The 15708-nt window shown below is 70.3% G+C and carries 12 protein-coding genes; 8 read left to right on the forward strand and 4 right to left on the reverse strand.

Going from position 1 to position 15708, the window contains the following annotated elements; translation table 11 throughout:
- Positions 1–30: 30 nt before the first annotated feature.
- Positions 31–3171: an isoleucine--tRNA ligase gene (ileS, locus tag VGB75_18615; protein HEY0169065.1), complete on the reverse strand. Its 3141-nt coding sequence runs from the start codon at positions 3169–3171 to the stop codon at positions 31–33.
- 495 nt (positions 3172–3666) lie between these two features.
- Here ileS and VGB75_18620 point away from each other — a divergent pair, with 495 nt between their 5' ends.
- From VGB75_18620 to VGB75_18630, 3 genes are all read left to right on the forward strand, one after another.
- A complete protein-coding gene (locus tag VGB75_18620; protein ID HEY0169066.1) occupies positions 3667–4260 on the forward strand; it encodes a TraR/DksA C4-type zinc finger protein in 594 nt (197 codons plus the stop codon).
- Positions 4261–4348: 88 nt separating this feature from the next.
- Positions 4349–5044 (forward strand): signal peptidase II, encoded by a 696-nt coding sequence (gene lspA / locus VGB75_18625; GenBank protein ID HEY0169067.1) that lies wholly within the window; start codon positions 4349–4351, stop codon positions 5042–5044.
- Entirely contained in the window at positions 5037–5966 is a 930-nt protein-coding gene (locus tag VGB75_18630; GenBank protein HEY0169068.1) for an RluA family pseudouridine synthase, read from the forward strand. The genes lspA and VGB75_18630 overlap by 8 nt, the downstream gene beginning before the upstream one ends.
- A 174-nt stretch (positions 5967–6140) precedes the next feature.
- On the opposite strand, the gene VGB75_18635 is transcribed toward VGB75_18630, so the two are convergent.
- A complete protein-coding gene (locus tag VGB75_18635; GenBank protein ID HEY0169069.1) occupies positions 6141–6515 on the reverse strand; it encodes an antibiotic biosynthesis monooxygenase in 375 nt (124 codons plus the stop codon).
- Positions 6516–6683: 168 nt separating this feature from the next.
- On the opposite strand from VGB75_18635, the gene dnaE reads away from it, so the two are divergent.
- Together dnaE and VGB75_18645 are read left to right on the forward strand one after the other, a co-directional pair.
- A complete protein-coding gene (gene dnaE / locus VGB75_18640; GenBank protein ID HEY0169070.1) occupies positions 6684–10283 on the forward strand; it encodes a DNA polymerase III subunit alpha in 3600 nt (1199 codons plus the stop codon).
- A 63-nt stretch (positions 10284–10346) separates the two neighbouring features.
- The gene (locus VGB75_18645; GenBank protein HEY0169071.1) at positions 10347–10979 is read left to right on the forward strand and encodes a hypothetical protein; all 633 of its coding nucleotides are present in this window, start codon (positions 10347–10349) and stop codon (positions 10977–10979) included.
- Positions 10980–11070: 91 nt separating this feature from the next.
- Here the strand turns inward: VGB75_18645 and VGB75_18650 are convergent, their stop codons facing one another.
- Complete coding sequence (locus tag VGB75_18650) at positions 11071–11694, reverse strand: GyrI-like domain-containing protein (protein ID HEY0169072.1); 624 nt, start codon at positions 11692–11694, stop codon at positions 11071–11073.
- 71 nt (positions 11695–11765) lie between these two features.
- Here VGB75_18650 and VGB75_18655 point away from each other — a divergent pair, with 71 nt between their 5' ends.
- Together VGB75_18655 and VGB75_18660 are read left to right on the forward strand one after the other, a co-directional pair.
- On the forward strand, positions 11766–12557 hold the full coding sequence (locus VGB75_18655; protein HEY0169073.1) for an alpha/beta hydrolase: 792 nt from the start codon (positions 11766–11768) through the stop codon (positions 12555–12557).
- A gap of 199 nt (positions 12558–12756) precedes the next feature.
- Positions 12757–13305, forward strand: a complete 549-nt coding sequence (locus VGB75_18660; GenBank protein HEY0169074.1) for a DUF2567 domain-containing protein — start codon at positions 12757–12759, stop codon at positions 13303–13305.
- A gap of 88 nt (positions 13306–13393) precedes the next feature.
- On the opposite strand, the gene VGB75_18665 is transcribed toward VGB75_18660, so the two are convergent.
- Positions 13394–14092 carry an LON peptidase substrate-binding domain-containing protein gene (locus VGB75_18665; protein HEY0169075.1) on the reverse strand — a complete coding sequence of 233 codons (699 nt, stop codon included), beginning with the start codon at positions 14090–14092 and terminating at the stop codon, positions 13394–13396.
- A 201-nt stretch (positions 14093–14293) separates the two neighbouring features.
- Between VGB75_18665 and hisD the strand changes: the two genes are divergently transcribed.
- Positions 14294–15604 (forward strand): histidinol dehydrogenase, encoded by a 1311-nt coding sequence (hisD, locus tag VGB75_18670; protein ID HEY0169076.1) that lies wholly within the window; start codon positions 14294–14296, stop codon positions 15602–15604.
- The last annotated feature ends 104 nt before the right edge of the window (positions 15605–15708 follow it).

Here is a 15708-nt window from a genome sequence, read left to right on the forward strand (position 1 = left end):
CGCCAGAGCCCTCACCCCCTCAGAAGCTCCTCACGCCCTGAGGAGCCAGAGCCGCAGGCCGAGCTCATCGTCGCGGGCCTGGAAGGAGCCGTCCGGCTGCGCCGGGGCGCCCTCGGTCACTGTGCTGGCCAGCACCTCGCCAGACAGCTCGCTCAGATGCTCTCGGATGGCCTGGGCCGGCTCAGGTGAGCCCCCGACCGTCCAGTGCAGCGCGATCCGGTCGGTGACGTCGAAGCCGGCGTTCTTGCGCGCGTCCTGCACGATCCGGATCACCTCACGCAGCAGCCCGAGCCGCCGCAGCTCGCCGGTGAGTTCCAGGTCCAGGGCGACCGTCTCCGGGCCCGAGCTCTCCACCGCCCAGCCCGAGACCGGCGCCTCGCTGATCAGCACCTCTTCGGCGGTGACGTCGGAGTCCAGTGAGGGCAGCCGCGCCGACCCCGTCGACCTGATCGCGCCGACCAGCTCGGCCGGGTCCATCGAGGTGATCGCCGCGGCCACTTCCTTCGTCCGCGAGCCGAACCGCTTGCCCAGCGCGCGGAAGTTCGGCTTGACCGTGACATGGACCAGGTCCTCGGCGCTGGCCAGCTCGGCGAGCTCGACCACGTTCAGCTCGTCTGCGACCTCTCGGCGCAGCTGCTCGGGCAGGCTGGCCCAGCCGGGGGCCGAGATCAGCGCCCGGGCCAGCGGTTGCCGGGTCTTGACCCCCGACCCGGCCCGCGCGGCGCGGCCGAGTTCGACCACCCGGCGCACCAGCGCCACCTGGGCCGACAGCGCCGGGTCGGTCGCGGCGTCGGTGTCCGGCCAGGTTGCCAGGTGCACCGAGTCGACGCCGGTGACCTCGGCGAACAAGGCCTGCCAGACCCGCTCGGTGACGAACGGCACGAACGGCGCCAGCAGCCGGGTCAGCACGTTCAGGCAGTCGTGCAGGGTCTGCAGCGCCGCCGGGTCACCGTCCCAGAACCGCCGGCGCGAGCGCCGGACGTACCAGTTGGACAGGTCGTCGATCAGACCGGCCAACGCCCGCCCGGCCCGGGCCGGGTCATAGGCCTCCAGGGCGGCGTCCACCTCGGCGGCGACCCGGTTGGTCTCGTTGCGGGCCCAGCTGTCCAGCAGATTCGACTCGCTGGAGCCGGCGGGCAGGTCTTGGCCCGGCGTCCACCCGTTGGCGCGGGCGTAGAGCGACTGGAACGAGGCGATCGACCAGTAGGTGCGCAGCACCTTGGAGGCGATCTCCTCCAGGTTCTTGTGCCCGACCCGGCGCGCAGCCCAGGGTGAGCCGCCAGCCAGCATGAACCAGCGCACCGCATCGGCGCCGTGCCGGTCCATCAGCGGGATGGGCTCGAGGATGTTGCCCAGGTGCTTGCTCATCTTGCGGCCGTCCTCGGCCAGGATGTGGCCCAGGCACACCACGTTGCGGTAGCTGGACTCGTTGAAGACCAGGGTGCCGATCACCATCAGCGTGTAGAACCAGCCCCGGGTCTGGTCGATCGCCTCGGAGATGAAGTCAGCCGGGTAATTGCGCTTGGCCAGCTCGGCGTTGCGGTGCGGCGCGCCGAACTGCGCGAACGGCATCGAGCCCGAGTCGAACCAGCCGTCGATCACCTGCGGCACCCGGGAGAACACGCCCGGCACGCCGGGCAGGGTGAAGGTCGGGGCGTCGACGAAGGGCCGGTGCGGGTCCAGCCCGCTCAGATCCTGGCCGGTGAGCTCTGACAGCTCGGCCAGCGAGCCGACGCAGACCAGCCGGGCGGGGTCGACGTCGTTGCGCCAGATCGGCAGCGGAGTGCCCCAGTACCGGTCGCGCGAGAGCGCCCAGTCGATGTTGTTCTCCAGCCAGTCGCCGTAGCGGCCGTGCTTGATGGTGTCGGGGTACCAGTTGGTGGCCTCGTTCTGCGCGATCAGCTCGGCCTTGCGCTCGGTGGTCCGGATGTAGAACGAGGGCAGCGCGTAATACATCAACGGGGTGTGGCATCGCCAGCAGTGCGGGTAGGCGTGCTCGAAGGCCAGGTGCTTGAACAGCAGCCCGCGCCGGGCCAGGTCCCTGACCAGTTGGTCGTCGGCGTCCTTGAAGAACAACCCGCCGACCTCGGGCACCTCGGCCAGGAAGTGCCCGTCCTTGCCGATCGGGTTGACCACCGGCAGCCCGTACGCGCGGCTGACCGCGAGGTCCTCGGCGCCGAAGGCTGGCGACTGGTGCACCAGGCCCGAGCCGTCGTCGGTGGTGACGTAGTCGGCCAGCACCACGTAGTGCGCCGGGTTGTCCGGTTCGCCGATCGGGACGTAGTCAAAGGGGCGGCGGTAGGTCCAGCGCTCCAGCTCCCGGCCCTGGTAGCTGGCGATCGTCTCGACGCCCGGCGGCAGCTGCGCGCTGGCCGCGCCGCCGAGGAAGGTGACCAGCGTCTGACCCTCCGGCGTGCGCACGACGGAGTAGGTGACCTCGGGGTTGACCGCCACGGCGGTGTTGGAGACCAGCGTCCAGGGCGTGGTCGTCCAGACCAGCAGGTCGGCCTGGCCGGCCAGCGGCCCGGAGGTCAGCGGGAACCGGACGTAGACCGACGGGTCGGTGACGGTCTCATACCCCTGAGCCACCTCATGGTCGGACAGGCCGGTTCCGCACCGCGGGCAGTAGGGCGCCACCCGGTGATCCTCGACGAGCAGTCCCTGGTCGAAGATCCGCTTCAGCGCCCACCAGACCGACTCGATGTAGTCGGCGTTCATCGTCCAGTAGGCGTTGTCGTAGTCGCTCCAGAAGCCCATCCGCTCGCTCATGGCGGTGAACTGGTCGACGTTGCGCTGCACCGACTCCCGGCAGCGGGCGTTGAACTCGGCGATTCCGTACCGCTCGATGTCGGGCTTGCCGGTGAAGCCGAGCTCCTTCTCCACCGCCAGCTCGACCGGCAGGCCGTGACAGTCCCAGCCGCCCATCCGGGGGACGGAGTAGCCCTTCATGGTCTTGAACCGCGGAAACAGGTCTTTGAAGGCGCGAGCCTCGATGTGGTGGGTGCCCGGGGTGCCGTTGGCGGTCGGCGGGCCCTCGTAGAAGACGTAGGACGGCCCGCCGGCGGTCTGCTCCAGGCTGGCCTGAAAGGTCTTGCGCTCACGCCAGAGCGCGATCATCTCGTGGTCGTTCGCCGCCAGATCCACATGAGCGGGCAGGGCCTGATAGACCATCGCGGAACTCTCCTTCGCCGTACGCCGGCCGGTCTGGGATCAGGCCGGCCACTCGGTGAAGGGACGACAGCAGGCTGCCGCGGTACCACCCCTCTTGACGCCCGGTGCCGGCCGGAACGCCCGCTCTTGCACTGCCGCTCGGTTCTACCTGCGGGCGAACCCGCTCTCTTCCGAAGCTCAGAGGTGATTTCACTCAACCGGCGCTCGGCACTGGGCTCGCACCGTCCCCAGCTCGCTCATGCTTTGCCACCGGCGCTACTTGTCCTCGTCAACGCCTGCACCTGAGTCTACGTGGTGTGGGTAACCGGATTCTCCCCGGCGCTCGCGGCCATGGCGGCCGCTCGCCGCAGCGCCGCAGTGCCCTAGCTGGCGTTTCGCGGATTCAGTCGGCAATGCCACGCGTGCCCGCTACCGCCTCTGACGGCTTGCTCCTATTCTGGCGGGCTGGAACCGGTGCGGTCGCCGGCTGCGGCGCCGCGCGAGAGGAGCTCCGCTATGGCAGGCGTGCGAGGAGAGGCCAAAGCTGCGCCGCGGCGAGCCGCTGAGATTCCGGCTGCCGCCGAGAAGGCGCCGGTCAAGAAGGCTGCCGCCAAGAAGTCGCCGGTCAAGAAGGCGCCGGTCAAGAAGGCGCCCGCCCAGAAGGCGGTCAAGAAGGCTGCCGCTGAGCCTGCCGTCCCCCACTCTGGCGGCGAGGCGGCGTCGGAGGCCTCCGATCTGGATGTCGCGGGCTTGACCGCCGCGGATCTGGCCGAGATCCGGGCTCGGCTACAGGACGAGCTGACCGAGCTGCGGCTGGAGTACGACCGGTCGCTCATCCAACTCAACGAGCTGCGCCAGCACCAGGCCGACGGGTCCGGAGACGACCAGGCAGACGCCGGCAACAAGACCTTCGAACGCGAGCAGGAGGAGTCGATCGCGGCCAACCGGCGCCTGCTGCTGACCCAGATCGAGCACGCCATCGAGCGGATCGACTCCGGCGTCTACGGCCTCTGCGAGGACTGCGGCCGGCCCATCCCCAAAGCTCGGCTCAAGGCGCTTCCGATGGCGACCTTGGACGCCCAGTGCAAGGCGCGGGCCGAGCGGCGCTGACCTGCGCGAGCGGCTGCCGGCCCGGCGCTGCGGCGCCGGCCAGCCTGCCAGGTGCGCCGCTGCCTGCCCGATGCGCGAGAATGGCCAGGTGAGCAACCCTCGATCGGCTGATTCGGCGCACCTCGCCGGCCGGTCCCCGGTGCGCAAGACCTGGCTGTTCTTCCTCACCGCGCTGGTCGCGCTGTCCGCTGACCTGGTGAGCAAGATCGTGGTGGTGGCCACTATCGAGCCGACCGATCCGGGGGTGCGGCTGCTCGGGGGCGCGGTCTACCTGGTGCACGCCCGCAACAGCGGAGCCGCCTTCTCGCTGGCCGCCGGAGCCACCGTGGTGCTGACCGCGATCTCGCTCATCGTCATCGCGGTGGTGATCCGGGCGGCTCGCCGGCTCACCTCGACCGGCTGGGCGCTGGCGCTCGGGCTGGTGCTGGGTGGCGCGATGGGCAACCTGGCGGACCGGCTGTTCCGGGCGCCGTCACCGGGCAAGGGCCACGTGGTGGACTGGATCTCGGTGCTGGCCAACGACGGTCATGTCTGGCCCATCTTCAACCTGGCCGACTCGGCGATCATGACCGGTGGCGCGCTGGCCGTGCTGCTGTCGCTGCGAGGTGTGGAGTTCAGCTCCGGCCGGGGCCGGCGAGCTGAGGACGAGCCGGTGACGCCACCGCAGGACGAGCCCGCCGACGAGCCGGTGACGCTGCCGCGGGCGCGACCGGTGGACAAGCCCGCCGACGAGCCTGTGGCGGCGCCGCAGGACCGGGCCGCCGAGAGCCGGCCGCATGACTGACGTCCGGATGCTGGCGGTCCCCGACGGCCTGGACGGCCTGCGCCTGGACGTCGCGCTGTCCCGGCTGTTCGGGTTGTCCCGGTCGGCGGCTGCCGGCCTGATCGACGACGGGGCGGTCACCCTGGACGGCGGCAGCCCGGCCCGCTCGGAGAAGGTCCGCGGCGGGTCCTTGCTGGAGATCAGCATTCCCGAGCCGGTGGACCTGGCCGCCGCGCCGCCGCGGGCGGTGGACGGGTTGAGCATCCTGTATGACGACGACGACCTGGTGGTGATCGACAAGCCGGTCGGCGTCGCGGCGCATCCGAGCATCGGCTGGGACGGCCCGACGGTCACTCAGGGGCTGGCGGCCATGGGGGTCCGGTTGTCGACCTCGGGCGCGGCCGAGCGGCAGGGCGTCGTGCACCGGTTGGACGCCGGCACCACCGGGGTGATGGCGGTCGCCAAGAGCGAGCGGGCCTACACCGGGCTCAAGCGGGCGTTCAAGGAGCGCACCGTGGAGAAGCTGTACGCCGCTCTGGTGCAGGGCCATCCCGACCCGAGCAGCGGCACGGTGGACGCCCCGATCGATCGGCACCCGTCCTCGGACTGGAAGTTCGCGGTGGTGGCCAGCGGCCGGCCCAGCGTCACCCACTACGAGACGGTGCAGGCCTACCGGGCCGCCTCGCTGCTCGACGTGCGCCTGGAGACCGGGCGCACCCACCAGATCCGGGTGCACATGGCCGCGCTGCGCCACCCGTGCTGCGGCGACATGGTCTACGGCGCCGACCCGGTGCTGAGCCGGCGCCTCGGCCTGAGCAGGCAGTGGCTGCACGCCCGCTCGCTGTCCTTCGAGCATCCGGGCACCGGAGAGCGGCTGACCGTCGTGTCGCCGTTTCCGGCAGACCTGCAGCACGCCCTGGACGTCCTGGACGCCGAGTCCTGAGCTCGGCCCTGAGCGGCTTGAGCGCCCAAAGCGGCTGAGCGCCTAAAGCGGCTGAGCGGCTGAGCGGCTGAGCGCCTAAAGCGGCTGAGTGCCTAAAGCGGCTGAGCGCCCTAAGCGGCGGGGCGGCCGGATCGGCTGCCCCGCGCGCCTGCCGGGCTTTAGCTGGGGGCCGCGTCAGGCGTCCGAGCCGCCCGCGGAGCCGCCGGCGACCTGGTAGGACCACAGCTCGCTGCTGACCCCGACCGGCTTCTTGGGCTGCTCGGCCGACTCGCCGCCCGCAGCCGACTCGCCGCCGCCTTGGGCGTGCGGGCCCTCGGAGCGGTGGCCCTGGCCGAAGGCCGGCGAGCTGGCCCAGGCGTTGAAGGCCTCCTCGTCGCGCCAGCGGGTGACCACCAGCCAGGTGGTCCGGCCGTCGGTCGGCTGCAGCAGCTCGAAGCCCTCGAAGCCGTCCTGATTGTCGACCGCACCGGCCCGGGCCGCGAACCGCTTGGCCAGTTCGTCGCCGCTGTCGGCGGCGACCGTGATGGCGTTGATCTTGATGATGGACATGGGCCTCATGCTGTCACAGCCGTCTGACGCCCACTCACTTTCCGGGCCTCCGACGGCTGGCGGTAGCGACTCTCAATAACAGGTTGAAAGGCGCGCCGATCAGGTGGCTGGTTCTTCGGGTTGTCGGACGGGAGGTGCAGAATCGGAATCCGCTGGCCAGCCTGATCGATGGGCGCCACCCGAACGAAGGACGTGGGCACCGCTGTGACCGTTACCCGAGAGCCCGACTCCTTCGTCCACCTGCACGTGCACACCGAGTACTCGATGCTCGACGGCGCCGCCCGGCTCGACGACCTGTTCGCCGAGACCGCCCGGATGGGCATGCCGGCGCTGGCCATGACCGATCACGGCAACGTCTTCGGCGCCTATGACTTCTACAAGAAGGCCAAGGCGCACGGCGTCAAGCCGATCATCGGCATGGAGGCCTACCTCACCCCGAACACCCATCGCGGCGACCGCACCCGGGTGCGCTGGAACGCCGGCGGCGAGGACGACGTCTCCGGCGCCGGCGCGTTCACCCACATGACGCTGCTGGCCGAGAACACCACCGGCATGCACAACCTGTTCCGGCTCTCCAGCCGGTCGAGCCTGGAGGGCTTCTTCTACAAGCCGCGGGCAGACCGCGAGCTGCTCAACGACTACGCCCAGGGCCTGATCGCCACCACCGGCTGCCCGTCGGGTGAGATCCAGACCTGGCTGCGGATCGGCAACTACGACAACGCCAGGCGCAGCGCCGCCGAGTTCAGAGACATCTTCGGCAAGGACAACTTCTTCCTGGAGCTGATGGACCACGGCCTGGGCATCGAGACCCGGGTGCGCGACGGCCTGCTCCGGCTCGGCAAGGACCTGGGCCTGCCGATGGTGGCGACCAACGACCTGCACTACACCCGCGCCGAGGACGCCGACGCGCACGAGGTGCTGCTGTGCGTGCAGTCCGGCAAGACCATGCAGGACCAGAACCGGTTCAAGTTCGACGCCAAGGACTTCTACCTCAAGTCGCCGGCCGAGATGCGCTCGCTGTGGGCCGACAAGTACGAGCTGCGCGAGGCCTGCGACAACACCCTGCTGATCGCCGAGCGGTGCGAGGTCGCCTTCGACGAGTCCAAGAGCTACATGCCCCGGTTCCCGGTCCCCGAGGGCGAGGACGAGACGTCCTGGTTCGTCAAGGAGACCGAGCGGGGCCTGCACGTCCGCTACCCGAACGGCATCCCGGCCGACGTCCGGGCCCGGGCCGACTTCGAGGTCGGCGTCATCACCCAGATGGGTTTTCCGGGTTACTTCCTGGTCGTCGCCGACTTCATCAACTGGGCCAAGGAGAACGGCATCCGGGTGGGCCCCGGCCGCGGCTCGGGCGCCGGCAGCATGGTCGCCTACGCGATGCGCATCACCGACCTCGACCCGCTGCAGCACGGGCTGATCTTCGAGCGGTTCCTCAACCCCGACCGGGTCTCGATGCCCGACTTCGACGTGGACTTCGACGAGCGCCGGCGCGGTGAGGTGATCCGCTACGTCAGCGACAAGTACGGCGACGAGCGGGTCGCCCAGATCGTCACCTACGGCACCATCAAGGCCAAGCAGGCAGTCAAGGACGCCGCCCGGGTGCTGGGCTACCCGTTCGCCATGGGCGACCGGATCACCAAGGTGATGCCGCCGCCGGTGATGGGCAAGGACGTCCCGCTCGGCAAGATCTTCGACACCACGCACAACCGCTACGGCGAGGGCGGGGAGTTCCGAGCGCTGTACGAGGCCGACCCCGAGGTCAAGCGGGTGGTCGACACCGCCAAGGGCCTGGAGGGCCTCAAGCGGCAGTGGGGGGTGCACGCCGCCGGCGTCATCATGTCCAGCGACCCGCTGATCGACGTCATCCCGATCATGCGCCGCGAGGCCGACGGCGCCATCATCACCCAGTTCGACTACCCGTCGTGCGAGAGCCTCGGCCTGATCAAGATGGACTTCCTCGGGTTGCGAAACCTGACGATCCTCGATGACGCGGTCGACAACATCAAGGCCAACCGGGGCATCGACTTCGTCCTGGAGGACCTGCCGCTGGATGACCGGCCGACCTACGAGCTGCTCAGCCGGGGCGACACGCTGGGGGTCTTCCAGCTCGACGGCGGGCCGCTGCGGGCCCTGCTGCGCTCGATGCGCCCGGACAACTTCGAGGACATCTCGGCGGTCATCGCGCTGTACCGGCCGGGGCCGATGGGCGCGGACTCGCACAACAAGTACGCCAACCGCAAGAACGGCCGTGAGCCGGTGGTGCCGATCCACCCCGAGCTGGAGGCGCCGCTGGCCGAGGTCCTGAGCGACACCTACGGCCTGATCGTCTACCAGGAGCAGGTCATCTCGATCGCCCAGTCGCTGGCCGGCTACACCCTCGGCGGCGCTGACCTGCTGCGCCGGGCGATGGGCAAGAAGAAGAAGTCCGAGCTGGACGCCCAGTACGAGAAGTTCTCGGCCGGCATGGCGGCCAACGGCTACTCCGCGGCCGCGGTCAAGACGCTGTGGGACATCCTGGTGCCGTTCTCCGACTACGCCTTCAACAAGGCGCACTCGGCCGCCTACGGGATGCTGTCGTACTGGACCGCCTACCTCAAGGCCAACTACCCGGCCGAGTACATGGCCGCGCTGTTGACCTCGGTCAAGGACGACAAGGACAAGATGGCCGTCTACCTGGCCGAGTGCCGCCGGATGGGCATCAAGGTGCTGCCGCCGTGCGTGAACTCCTCCGACGCCAACTTCACCCCCACCGGCACCGACATCCGCTTCGGCCTGACGGCGGTGCGCAACGTCGGCGGCAACGTGGTCACCTCGATCACCGCCTGCCGCAAGTCCAACTCCGCCTTCACCGACTTCGCCGACTACCTGCGCAAGGTCGACGCGGTGGCCTGCAACAAGCGCACCATCGAGGCGCTGATCAAGGCCGGCGCCTTCGACTCCCTCGGCCACCACCGCAAGGGCCTGATCCAGGTGTACGAGGCCTCGATCGACGCGGTGCTGAGCACCAAGCGCGCCGAGGCGATCGGCCAGTTCGACCTGTTCGGCTTCGGCGACGACTCCGACTCCGGTGGCCTGGGGGACATGTTCGCAGTCCGGGTGCCCGAGGGCGAGTGGGACAAGTCGGTGCTGCTCAACTTCGAGCGCGAGATGCTCGGCCTCTACGTCAGCGACCACCCGCTGCTGGGGGTGGAGCACATCCTCAAGTCTGAGGCGGAGGTCAGCATCGCCGAGCTGCAGACCGAGGCCGTCAAGGACGGCGAGAAGGTCACGGTGGCCGGCATCCTGTCCAGCGTCACCCGGCGGATGACCAAGGACGGCAAGGCGTGGGCCCAGGTGGTGCTCGAAGACCTCGAAGGCTCGGTCGAGGTGCTGTTCTTCCCGGCGTCCTACGCCCAGGTCGGTCTGCAGATCGCCGAGGACGCGATCGTGGTGATCAACGGCCGGGTGGACGCCCGCGAGGACACCATCCGGATCATCGGCTCGAACCTGACGTTGCCCGACCTGACCAAGGGGATGGACGGCCCGCTGCGGCTGGTGATGAACCAGCAGCAGTGCAGGCAGGCGGTCGTGGAGAACCTCAAGGAGATCCTGCGCTCGCACCCGGGCATGACCCCGGTCGAGATCCAGCTGACGTTCGGTCAGCGGTTGCGGACCGAATTGCCCGACTACCGGGTGACGCCGTCGCAGGGTTTGATGGGCGACATCAAGGCGCTGCTGGGGCCCAACGCGATCAGCGACCAGCAGGTGAGCAGCTCGCCGGGCCGCTGAGGCAGGACGTGGCGGGGTGGTTCATGTGGAAACTCCCCGGGGCCGGAGATCGTTGGAGTAGGTATGAGCGAGCAGATCCGGCCCGGGCGGCCGTTAGCGCCCTCCGGCGGCAACCCTGAGCGTCCGGTGTTCGTGAAGCGTCCGGTCACCAAAGAGAGGCCGGTGTTCGATGAGCGGCCGGTCATCGAGGTGGGCAACATCGGGCCTGGCTCGGCGGCCAGCCAGGCGGTGCTGCGTCGCTACCTGCTGACCCGGGCGCTGGGCAGCTCGGTCGTCAACGCCGTGCAGTGGACCGGCGTGCTGGTGCTGCTGGTCGCCGTGCTGTGCTGGCTCGGGCATCTGAGGTTGCTGGCGGTGCTGGTGGGCCTGGCCGCCCTGCTGATCTTCGCGGTGCGGGGCCTGCTCAACGCCCTCGCGCGACGGCTGTCCGGCGCGAGCAGGCTAGGGCCGCTGGAGCCCCGGGTGGCCGCGCTGGTCACCAGGACGCGCAAGGGGCTGCGCCGCGAGCTGCGCCGGGTCGGCCTGCCCGGCGTGCCTTGGGGGCCGCTGCTGATCGCCTGGCGGCTGCTGCGCCCGGTGCGTCGGGTGCGAACCATGGCCGCGCTGAGCCGGATCGACCTGACCAAGGTGGTGCCGCCCAGCCAGGTGGACGAGCTGCAGATCCTGCTGCGCCAGATGCCGCCCGGACGGTTCTGAGACGAAAGGCCAGCCTGACGCTGCTTACCCATGCGCGAGGCCCCGATTTTCTGAGTGGCTCAATCAAGTCAGAGAGGTGTCCAGGCCTCTATCAAGCCCCGCCTTCTACGACCGGTTGGCGCAGGATCGTCTTCAGCTTGGCAGGTTCGGTTTTGCGGGCATCCGAGAGGTAAATCTCGTGGTGGCGGCCTCGTGGCGCTAGTCCGTGGGCGGGGAGAAACTCGGCATGCAGGCGCTCTAGTGTCGCGCCCTCATCGTCGTAGGAGCCGACGTGCAAGATCTGCGCGCTGCGGCCTTCGGCCCAGCGCTCGAAGCGGATCAAGCCGAGCGCTGGCAACTGTCTCCTCTGCGCGGCGGCGCTGATGGCCTTGTCGCACAGCTCGTGGGTGATCCAGTCGGGTTGGGCGATCATCATCGTCCAGTCCCAGGCGTCCTTGTCGCGGGCACGGAAGGCGGTCCAATCCTTCGCTGACCACAGTCCTTCCAGGGGCGCCACCGTGTGGACCCTTCCCCACCTTGTCTTTGCGGCGGCTCGCACTGCGTAGGAGGCCGTGTACAGCGCCTCCACCGCTTCGCGGTAGGCCACTGAGGTGTTCGGGTCGCCGTGCCCGTCGATCATGAGGAACCACATTTCGGGCACGTCGACAATCTCGAAGTCGACCCGCTTCGGCGCGTAGAGGTCCTTACGCTCCTTCTTGATGTCATAGGTCTGCATGGCGTTCTCCTTCGGCGTTGCCCGCATCTTCGCCGCAGCCCAGCGGTCGGGCCAATCATTACGGTGTCGACATGGAACGACGGATCGGCGAGGTCCTGATCAATTACATCGAGCACGGCGACGGCGTGCCGCTTGTCGCACTCCACGGCGCCGGTGTCGATCACCGCGAGATCGAGGCGGCGATCGAGGCCATCCCTGCCTGCGAGGGACACCGGCGGATCTACCCGGATCTGCCCGGGATGGGTCGCTCGACCGCCAGCGGCCTGACCTGCAACGACGATGTCGTGACTCTGCTCGGTGCGTTCATCGATGACCTCGGCGCAGGACCGGTGCTGCTGCTTGGGCATTCCTACGGCGCCTACCTGGCGCGTGGAGTGGCGGCCCAGCGGCCGGACGTCGTGCTGGGCCTGGCGTTGCTATGCCCCGTCGCCGACCGCACAGGACCGGTTCCCGACCACCAGGTCGTCCGTTGCGAGCCCCGCGCCTACGACGAACTCGAACCTGGGCAACGCCAGAGCTTCGATGAGTACTTCGTCATACGCACGCCGACCACCGCCCGCCGCTACCGTGACCACGTCCTGCCGGGCATGGGGCTGGTTGACGAGGCTGCGCTGGGGCGCATCTTCACGGGATGGACGGTCGACGTCGGCGCAGGCGCCTTCTCTGCGCCGGCGCTGATCGCGGCAGGACGACACGATTCGACCGTCGGGTACGCCGACGCGACCGGACTGCTGGAGCGCTATCCGCACGCCACCCTCGCAGTGATCGAAGGCGCCGGTCACGCGCTCATCCACGAGCGGCCGGAGCTGCTCGCCCCGCTTCTCGGTGACTGGCTTGACCGGGCTCGTCCAGCGCTCGCATGACTGCCTTGGAGGGCCGCAGCCAACAGCGCGCGGGCGGTCTGGCGACGCCGGGTGCGGTGTTCGCCGACGGTCGGCTTACCGTTAACCCTGACGCGCCCGGCCACCGGGCCGTCCGGCCGGCGGAAGCACCGCTGACCGGCCGACCGCCCAACCTGCCCGCTGCTGGCCAGCGCGGCGCCGCCGCTGATCAGGGGAGCCGATGACCGACGCCGTCACCGACACCGACCTGCCCGCGCCCGACGCCAGCAACGCCCGCCGCGCCCGCCGGTCCTGGCGGCCGTTGGCGTTGCTGGTGGCCGGGCAACTGCTGGCCGGCGCCCTGGTAGGCCTGGTCTGGCACGCCTGGGCGCCGCCGACCCTCTCCTATCTCGTGGCCGGCGCCGACGGCAAGCCGGCCTTCGTGGTGCCGCAGGAGAGCGAGTCCCAGATCGCCGGCGACGGCCGGTTCGTGCTGCTGTCGGTGCTGCTCGGCCTGGTGTTCGGGCTGTTGGCCTGGCGGCTGCGGGCCCACCGGGGGCCAGCAGTGCTCGCAGCCCTGGCCGGAGCCGGGGTGCTGAGCTCGGTGCTGGCCTGTGCTGTCGGCGAGGCGCTGTCCGGGTCCGGCCCCGCCCGCAAGCTCAATGCCGCGTTCGCCCCAGAGCTGAGCCTGCACTCCTGGCCGGCGCTGGCGGTCCAGGCCTTCTTCGCAGTGCTGGTCTACACCGCGCTGGCCGGGCTCAGTGGAGACCCCGACTTACAGAGTGGCTGAAGTCAGCCGGAGCCGCCCTTAGTCGGTCCCGGGAGCCGCCCTCAGCCGGTCCTGAAAGCCGCCCTCAGCTGGTCCCCGAAAGCCGCCCTCAACTGTTCCCAGCGTCGCGCCGGAAGGTCGCCGCGGTGACCGGCACGGCGCGGAGCTGGCGCATCAGCTCGGTCTCCCGGCGCAGCACCGACCGGCCGGCCCGCAGCCGGGCCGCGGTGTCAGCGATGCCCAGCAGCGTCTGGCGGTCCAGCAGCGGCAGCGAGGGCAGCTGGGCCACCGCGTAGGACAACGCCCAGGAGTCGATCGTGGGCGCCGGCGGGCCGAGGGAGTCCCCGAGGTCGGGGTTGAGCGCTGCCAGGGTGCGCAGGTGGAGCGCCAGCGCGCGCCGCACCGAGGTGGTCAGGCCGGCGCCGACCGCGCCCGGCGGCTCGGCCAGCCAGTGGACGGAGGCGATCAGGTAGGGCTTGGCGCCGGTGTCCAGTGACTCGATGACGAACCGGCGCTCGCCGATCGCGGCCAGATCGCAGCGGCCGTCGGCGTGCGGCACCACATCGGTCACCCGGGCCGACGTGCCGACGTCGTAGACGTCGCCGAGGTCACCGACCTCCCAGCCCTGGCGCAGCGCGACCACTCCGAACTCCGGGGCGCCGGCGCCTTTGGCGTTGAGCAGGTCGGCGACGAGCTGGCGGTAACGGGGTTCGAAGACGTGCAACGACAGCCGCATACCAGGCGTCAGCACCGTTCCCAGCGGGAACAGCGGCAGCACCTCGGTCTTGCCGGACGTCGGATGAGGCACCCGCTCACCGTACGACGGTTAGGGCCCGGCCGCGCGCCGCTTCAGGCCCGCGCAGCCACCCTAGAGCCATTGCAGAGCCGGCGCAGAGGTCCCGCAGAGCCACCGCAGAGCCACTGCAGAACTATGGCAAAAGCCACGGTTCGCCTGGCGGCAGCGACAGCGACCGGAGTGGCAGGCGCTGGAGCTAACTAGACTGGCTTTGTGCTTCGCCGTGTCGACCTGTCCGCCACCGCCGCCAGCCCCGGGCAGCTCCGCCGGATGCTGCCGCGGGCCGCGATGGACGTCAGCTCGGCCCTCGACGCGGTCACCCCGCTGGTCCGGGCGGTCCGCGAGCAGGGCTACGCCGGCGCCCGGGCGGCCACCGCCCGCTTCGACGGGGTGGACGTGCCCGAGCCCCGGGTGCCGGCCGAGGCGTTGGCCAAGGCGCTGGCCGGCCTGGACGGCTCGGTGCGGGCCGCCCTGGAGGAATCCATCCGGCGGGTCCAGATCACGCACGCCGAGCAGCGCCGAGGCGTCACCGACGTCGAGGTGGCGCCGGGCGCCATGGTGACCGAGAAGTGGGTCCCGGTGGACCGGGTCGGGCTCTACGTCCCGGGCGGCATCGCGGTCTACCCGTCCTCGGTGGTGATGAACGTGGTTCCGGCCCAGGTGGCCGGGGTGCCGTCGCTGGCGGTCTGCTCACCGCCGCAGAAGGAGTTCGGCGGGCTGCCGCACCCGACGATCCTGGCGGCCTGCGCGCTGCTCGGGGTGGAGGAGGTCTACGCCGTCGGCGGCGCGCAGGCGATCGCGCTGATGGCCTACGGCGACCCTGAGTTCGGCATCGAGCCGGTGGACCTGGTGACCGGGCCGGGCAACGTCTACGTCGCGGCGGCCAAGCGCCTGCTGCGCGGGGTGATCGGGATCGACGCCGAGGCGGGCCCGACCGAGATCGCCATCCTGGCCGACCGCACCGCCGATCCGGCCCACGTCGCCGCGGACCTGATCAGCCAGGCCGAGCACGACCCGGCGGCCGCCTCGGTGCTGGTGACCGACTCCGGCGAGCTCGCCGACGCCGTGACGGCGCAGCTGCATGAGCAGGTGGCCCGCACCCGCCATGTCGAGCGGGTCCGCACCGCGCTGTCCGGGCCGCAGTCGGCGATCGTGCTGGTGGCCGATCTGGAGCAGGGCCTGGAGGTGGTCAACGCCTACGCCGCCGAGCACCTGGAGGTGATCACCGTCGAGGCGCGCATGTGGGCCGAGCGGGTCCGGCACGCCGGGTGCGTGTTCGTCGGCGCCCACTCGCCGGTCTCGCTCGGCGACTACTGCGCCGGCTCCAACCACGTGCTGCCCACTGGCTGCACCGCCCGGCACGCCTCCGGGCTGAGCGTGCAGTCCTTCCTGCGCGGCGTCCACCTGGTCGAGTACACCCGCGAGGCGCTGCTCGAGGTGGCCCCGCACGTCCTGGCCCTGGCCGAGGCAGAGGACCTGCCGGCGCACGGCGCGGCGGTCAGCGCCCGGATGCCGCGTCCATGACCGGCGCCCCCTCCAGCGTTCCGGCGAACCCCGCTGTTCCGACAAGCTCCGCTGTTCCGGCGAGCCCCGGGGTTCCGACAAGCCCTGCTGTTCCGACAAGCTCC

It is taken from the genome of Jatrophihabitans sp., from assembly GCA_036399055.1.
In the GTDB taxonomy this organism is placed as follows: Bacteria; Actinomycetota; Actinomycetes; order Mycobacteriales; family Jatrophihabitantaceae; genus Jatrophihabitans_A.

Excerpts from the sequence above, each read along its gene's own strand:
- ileS (HEY0169065.1), bottom strand. The coding sequence starts at position 3,171 with ATGGTCTATCAGGCCCTGCCCGCTCATGTGGATCTGGCGGCGAACGAC.
- VGB75_18620 (HEY0169066.1), top strand. The coding sequence starts at position 3,667 with ATGGCAGGCGTGCGAGGAGAGGCCAAAGCTGCGCCGCGGCGAGCCGCT.
- VGB75_18630 (HEY0169068.1), top strand. The coding sequence starts at position 5,037 with ATGACTGACGTCCGGATGCTGGCGGTCCCCGACGGCCTGGACGGCCTG.
- VGB75_18635 (HEY0169069.1), bottom strand. The coding sequence starts at position 6,515 with ATGTCCATCATCAAGATCAACGCCATCACGGTCGCCGCCGACAGCGGC.
- dnaE (HEY0169070.1), top strand. The coding sequence starts at position 6,684 with ATGGGCGCCACCCGAACGAAGGACGTGGGCACCGCTGTGACCGTTACC.
- VGB75_18645 (HEY0169071.1), top strand. The coding sequence starts at position 10,347 with ATGAGCGAGCAGATCCGGCCCGGGCGGCCGTTAGCGCCCTCCGGCGGC.
- VGB75_18650 (HEY0169072.1), bottom strand. The coding sequence starts at position 11,694 with ATGCAGACCTATGACATCAAGAAGGAGCGTAAGGACCTCTACGCGCCG.
- VGB75_18655 (HEY0169073.1), top strand. The coding sequence starts at position 11,766 with ATGGAACGACGGATCGGCGAGGTCCTGATCAATTACATCGAGCACGGC.
- VGB75_18660 (HEY0169074.1), top strand. The coding sequence starts at position 12,757 with ATGACCGACGCCGTCACCGACACCGACCTGCCCGCGCCCGACGCCAGC.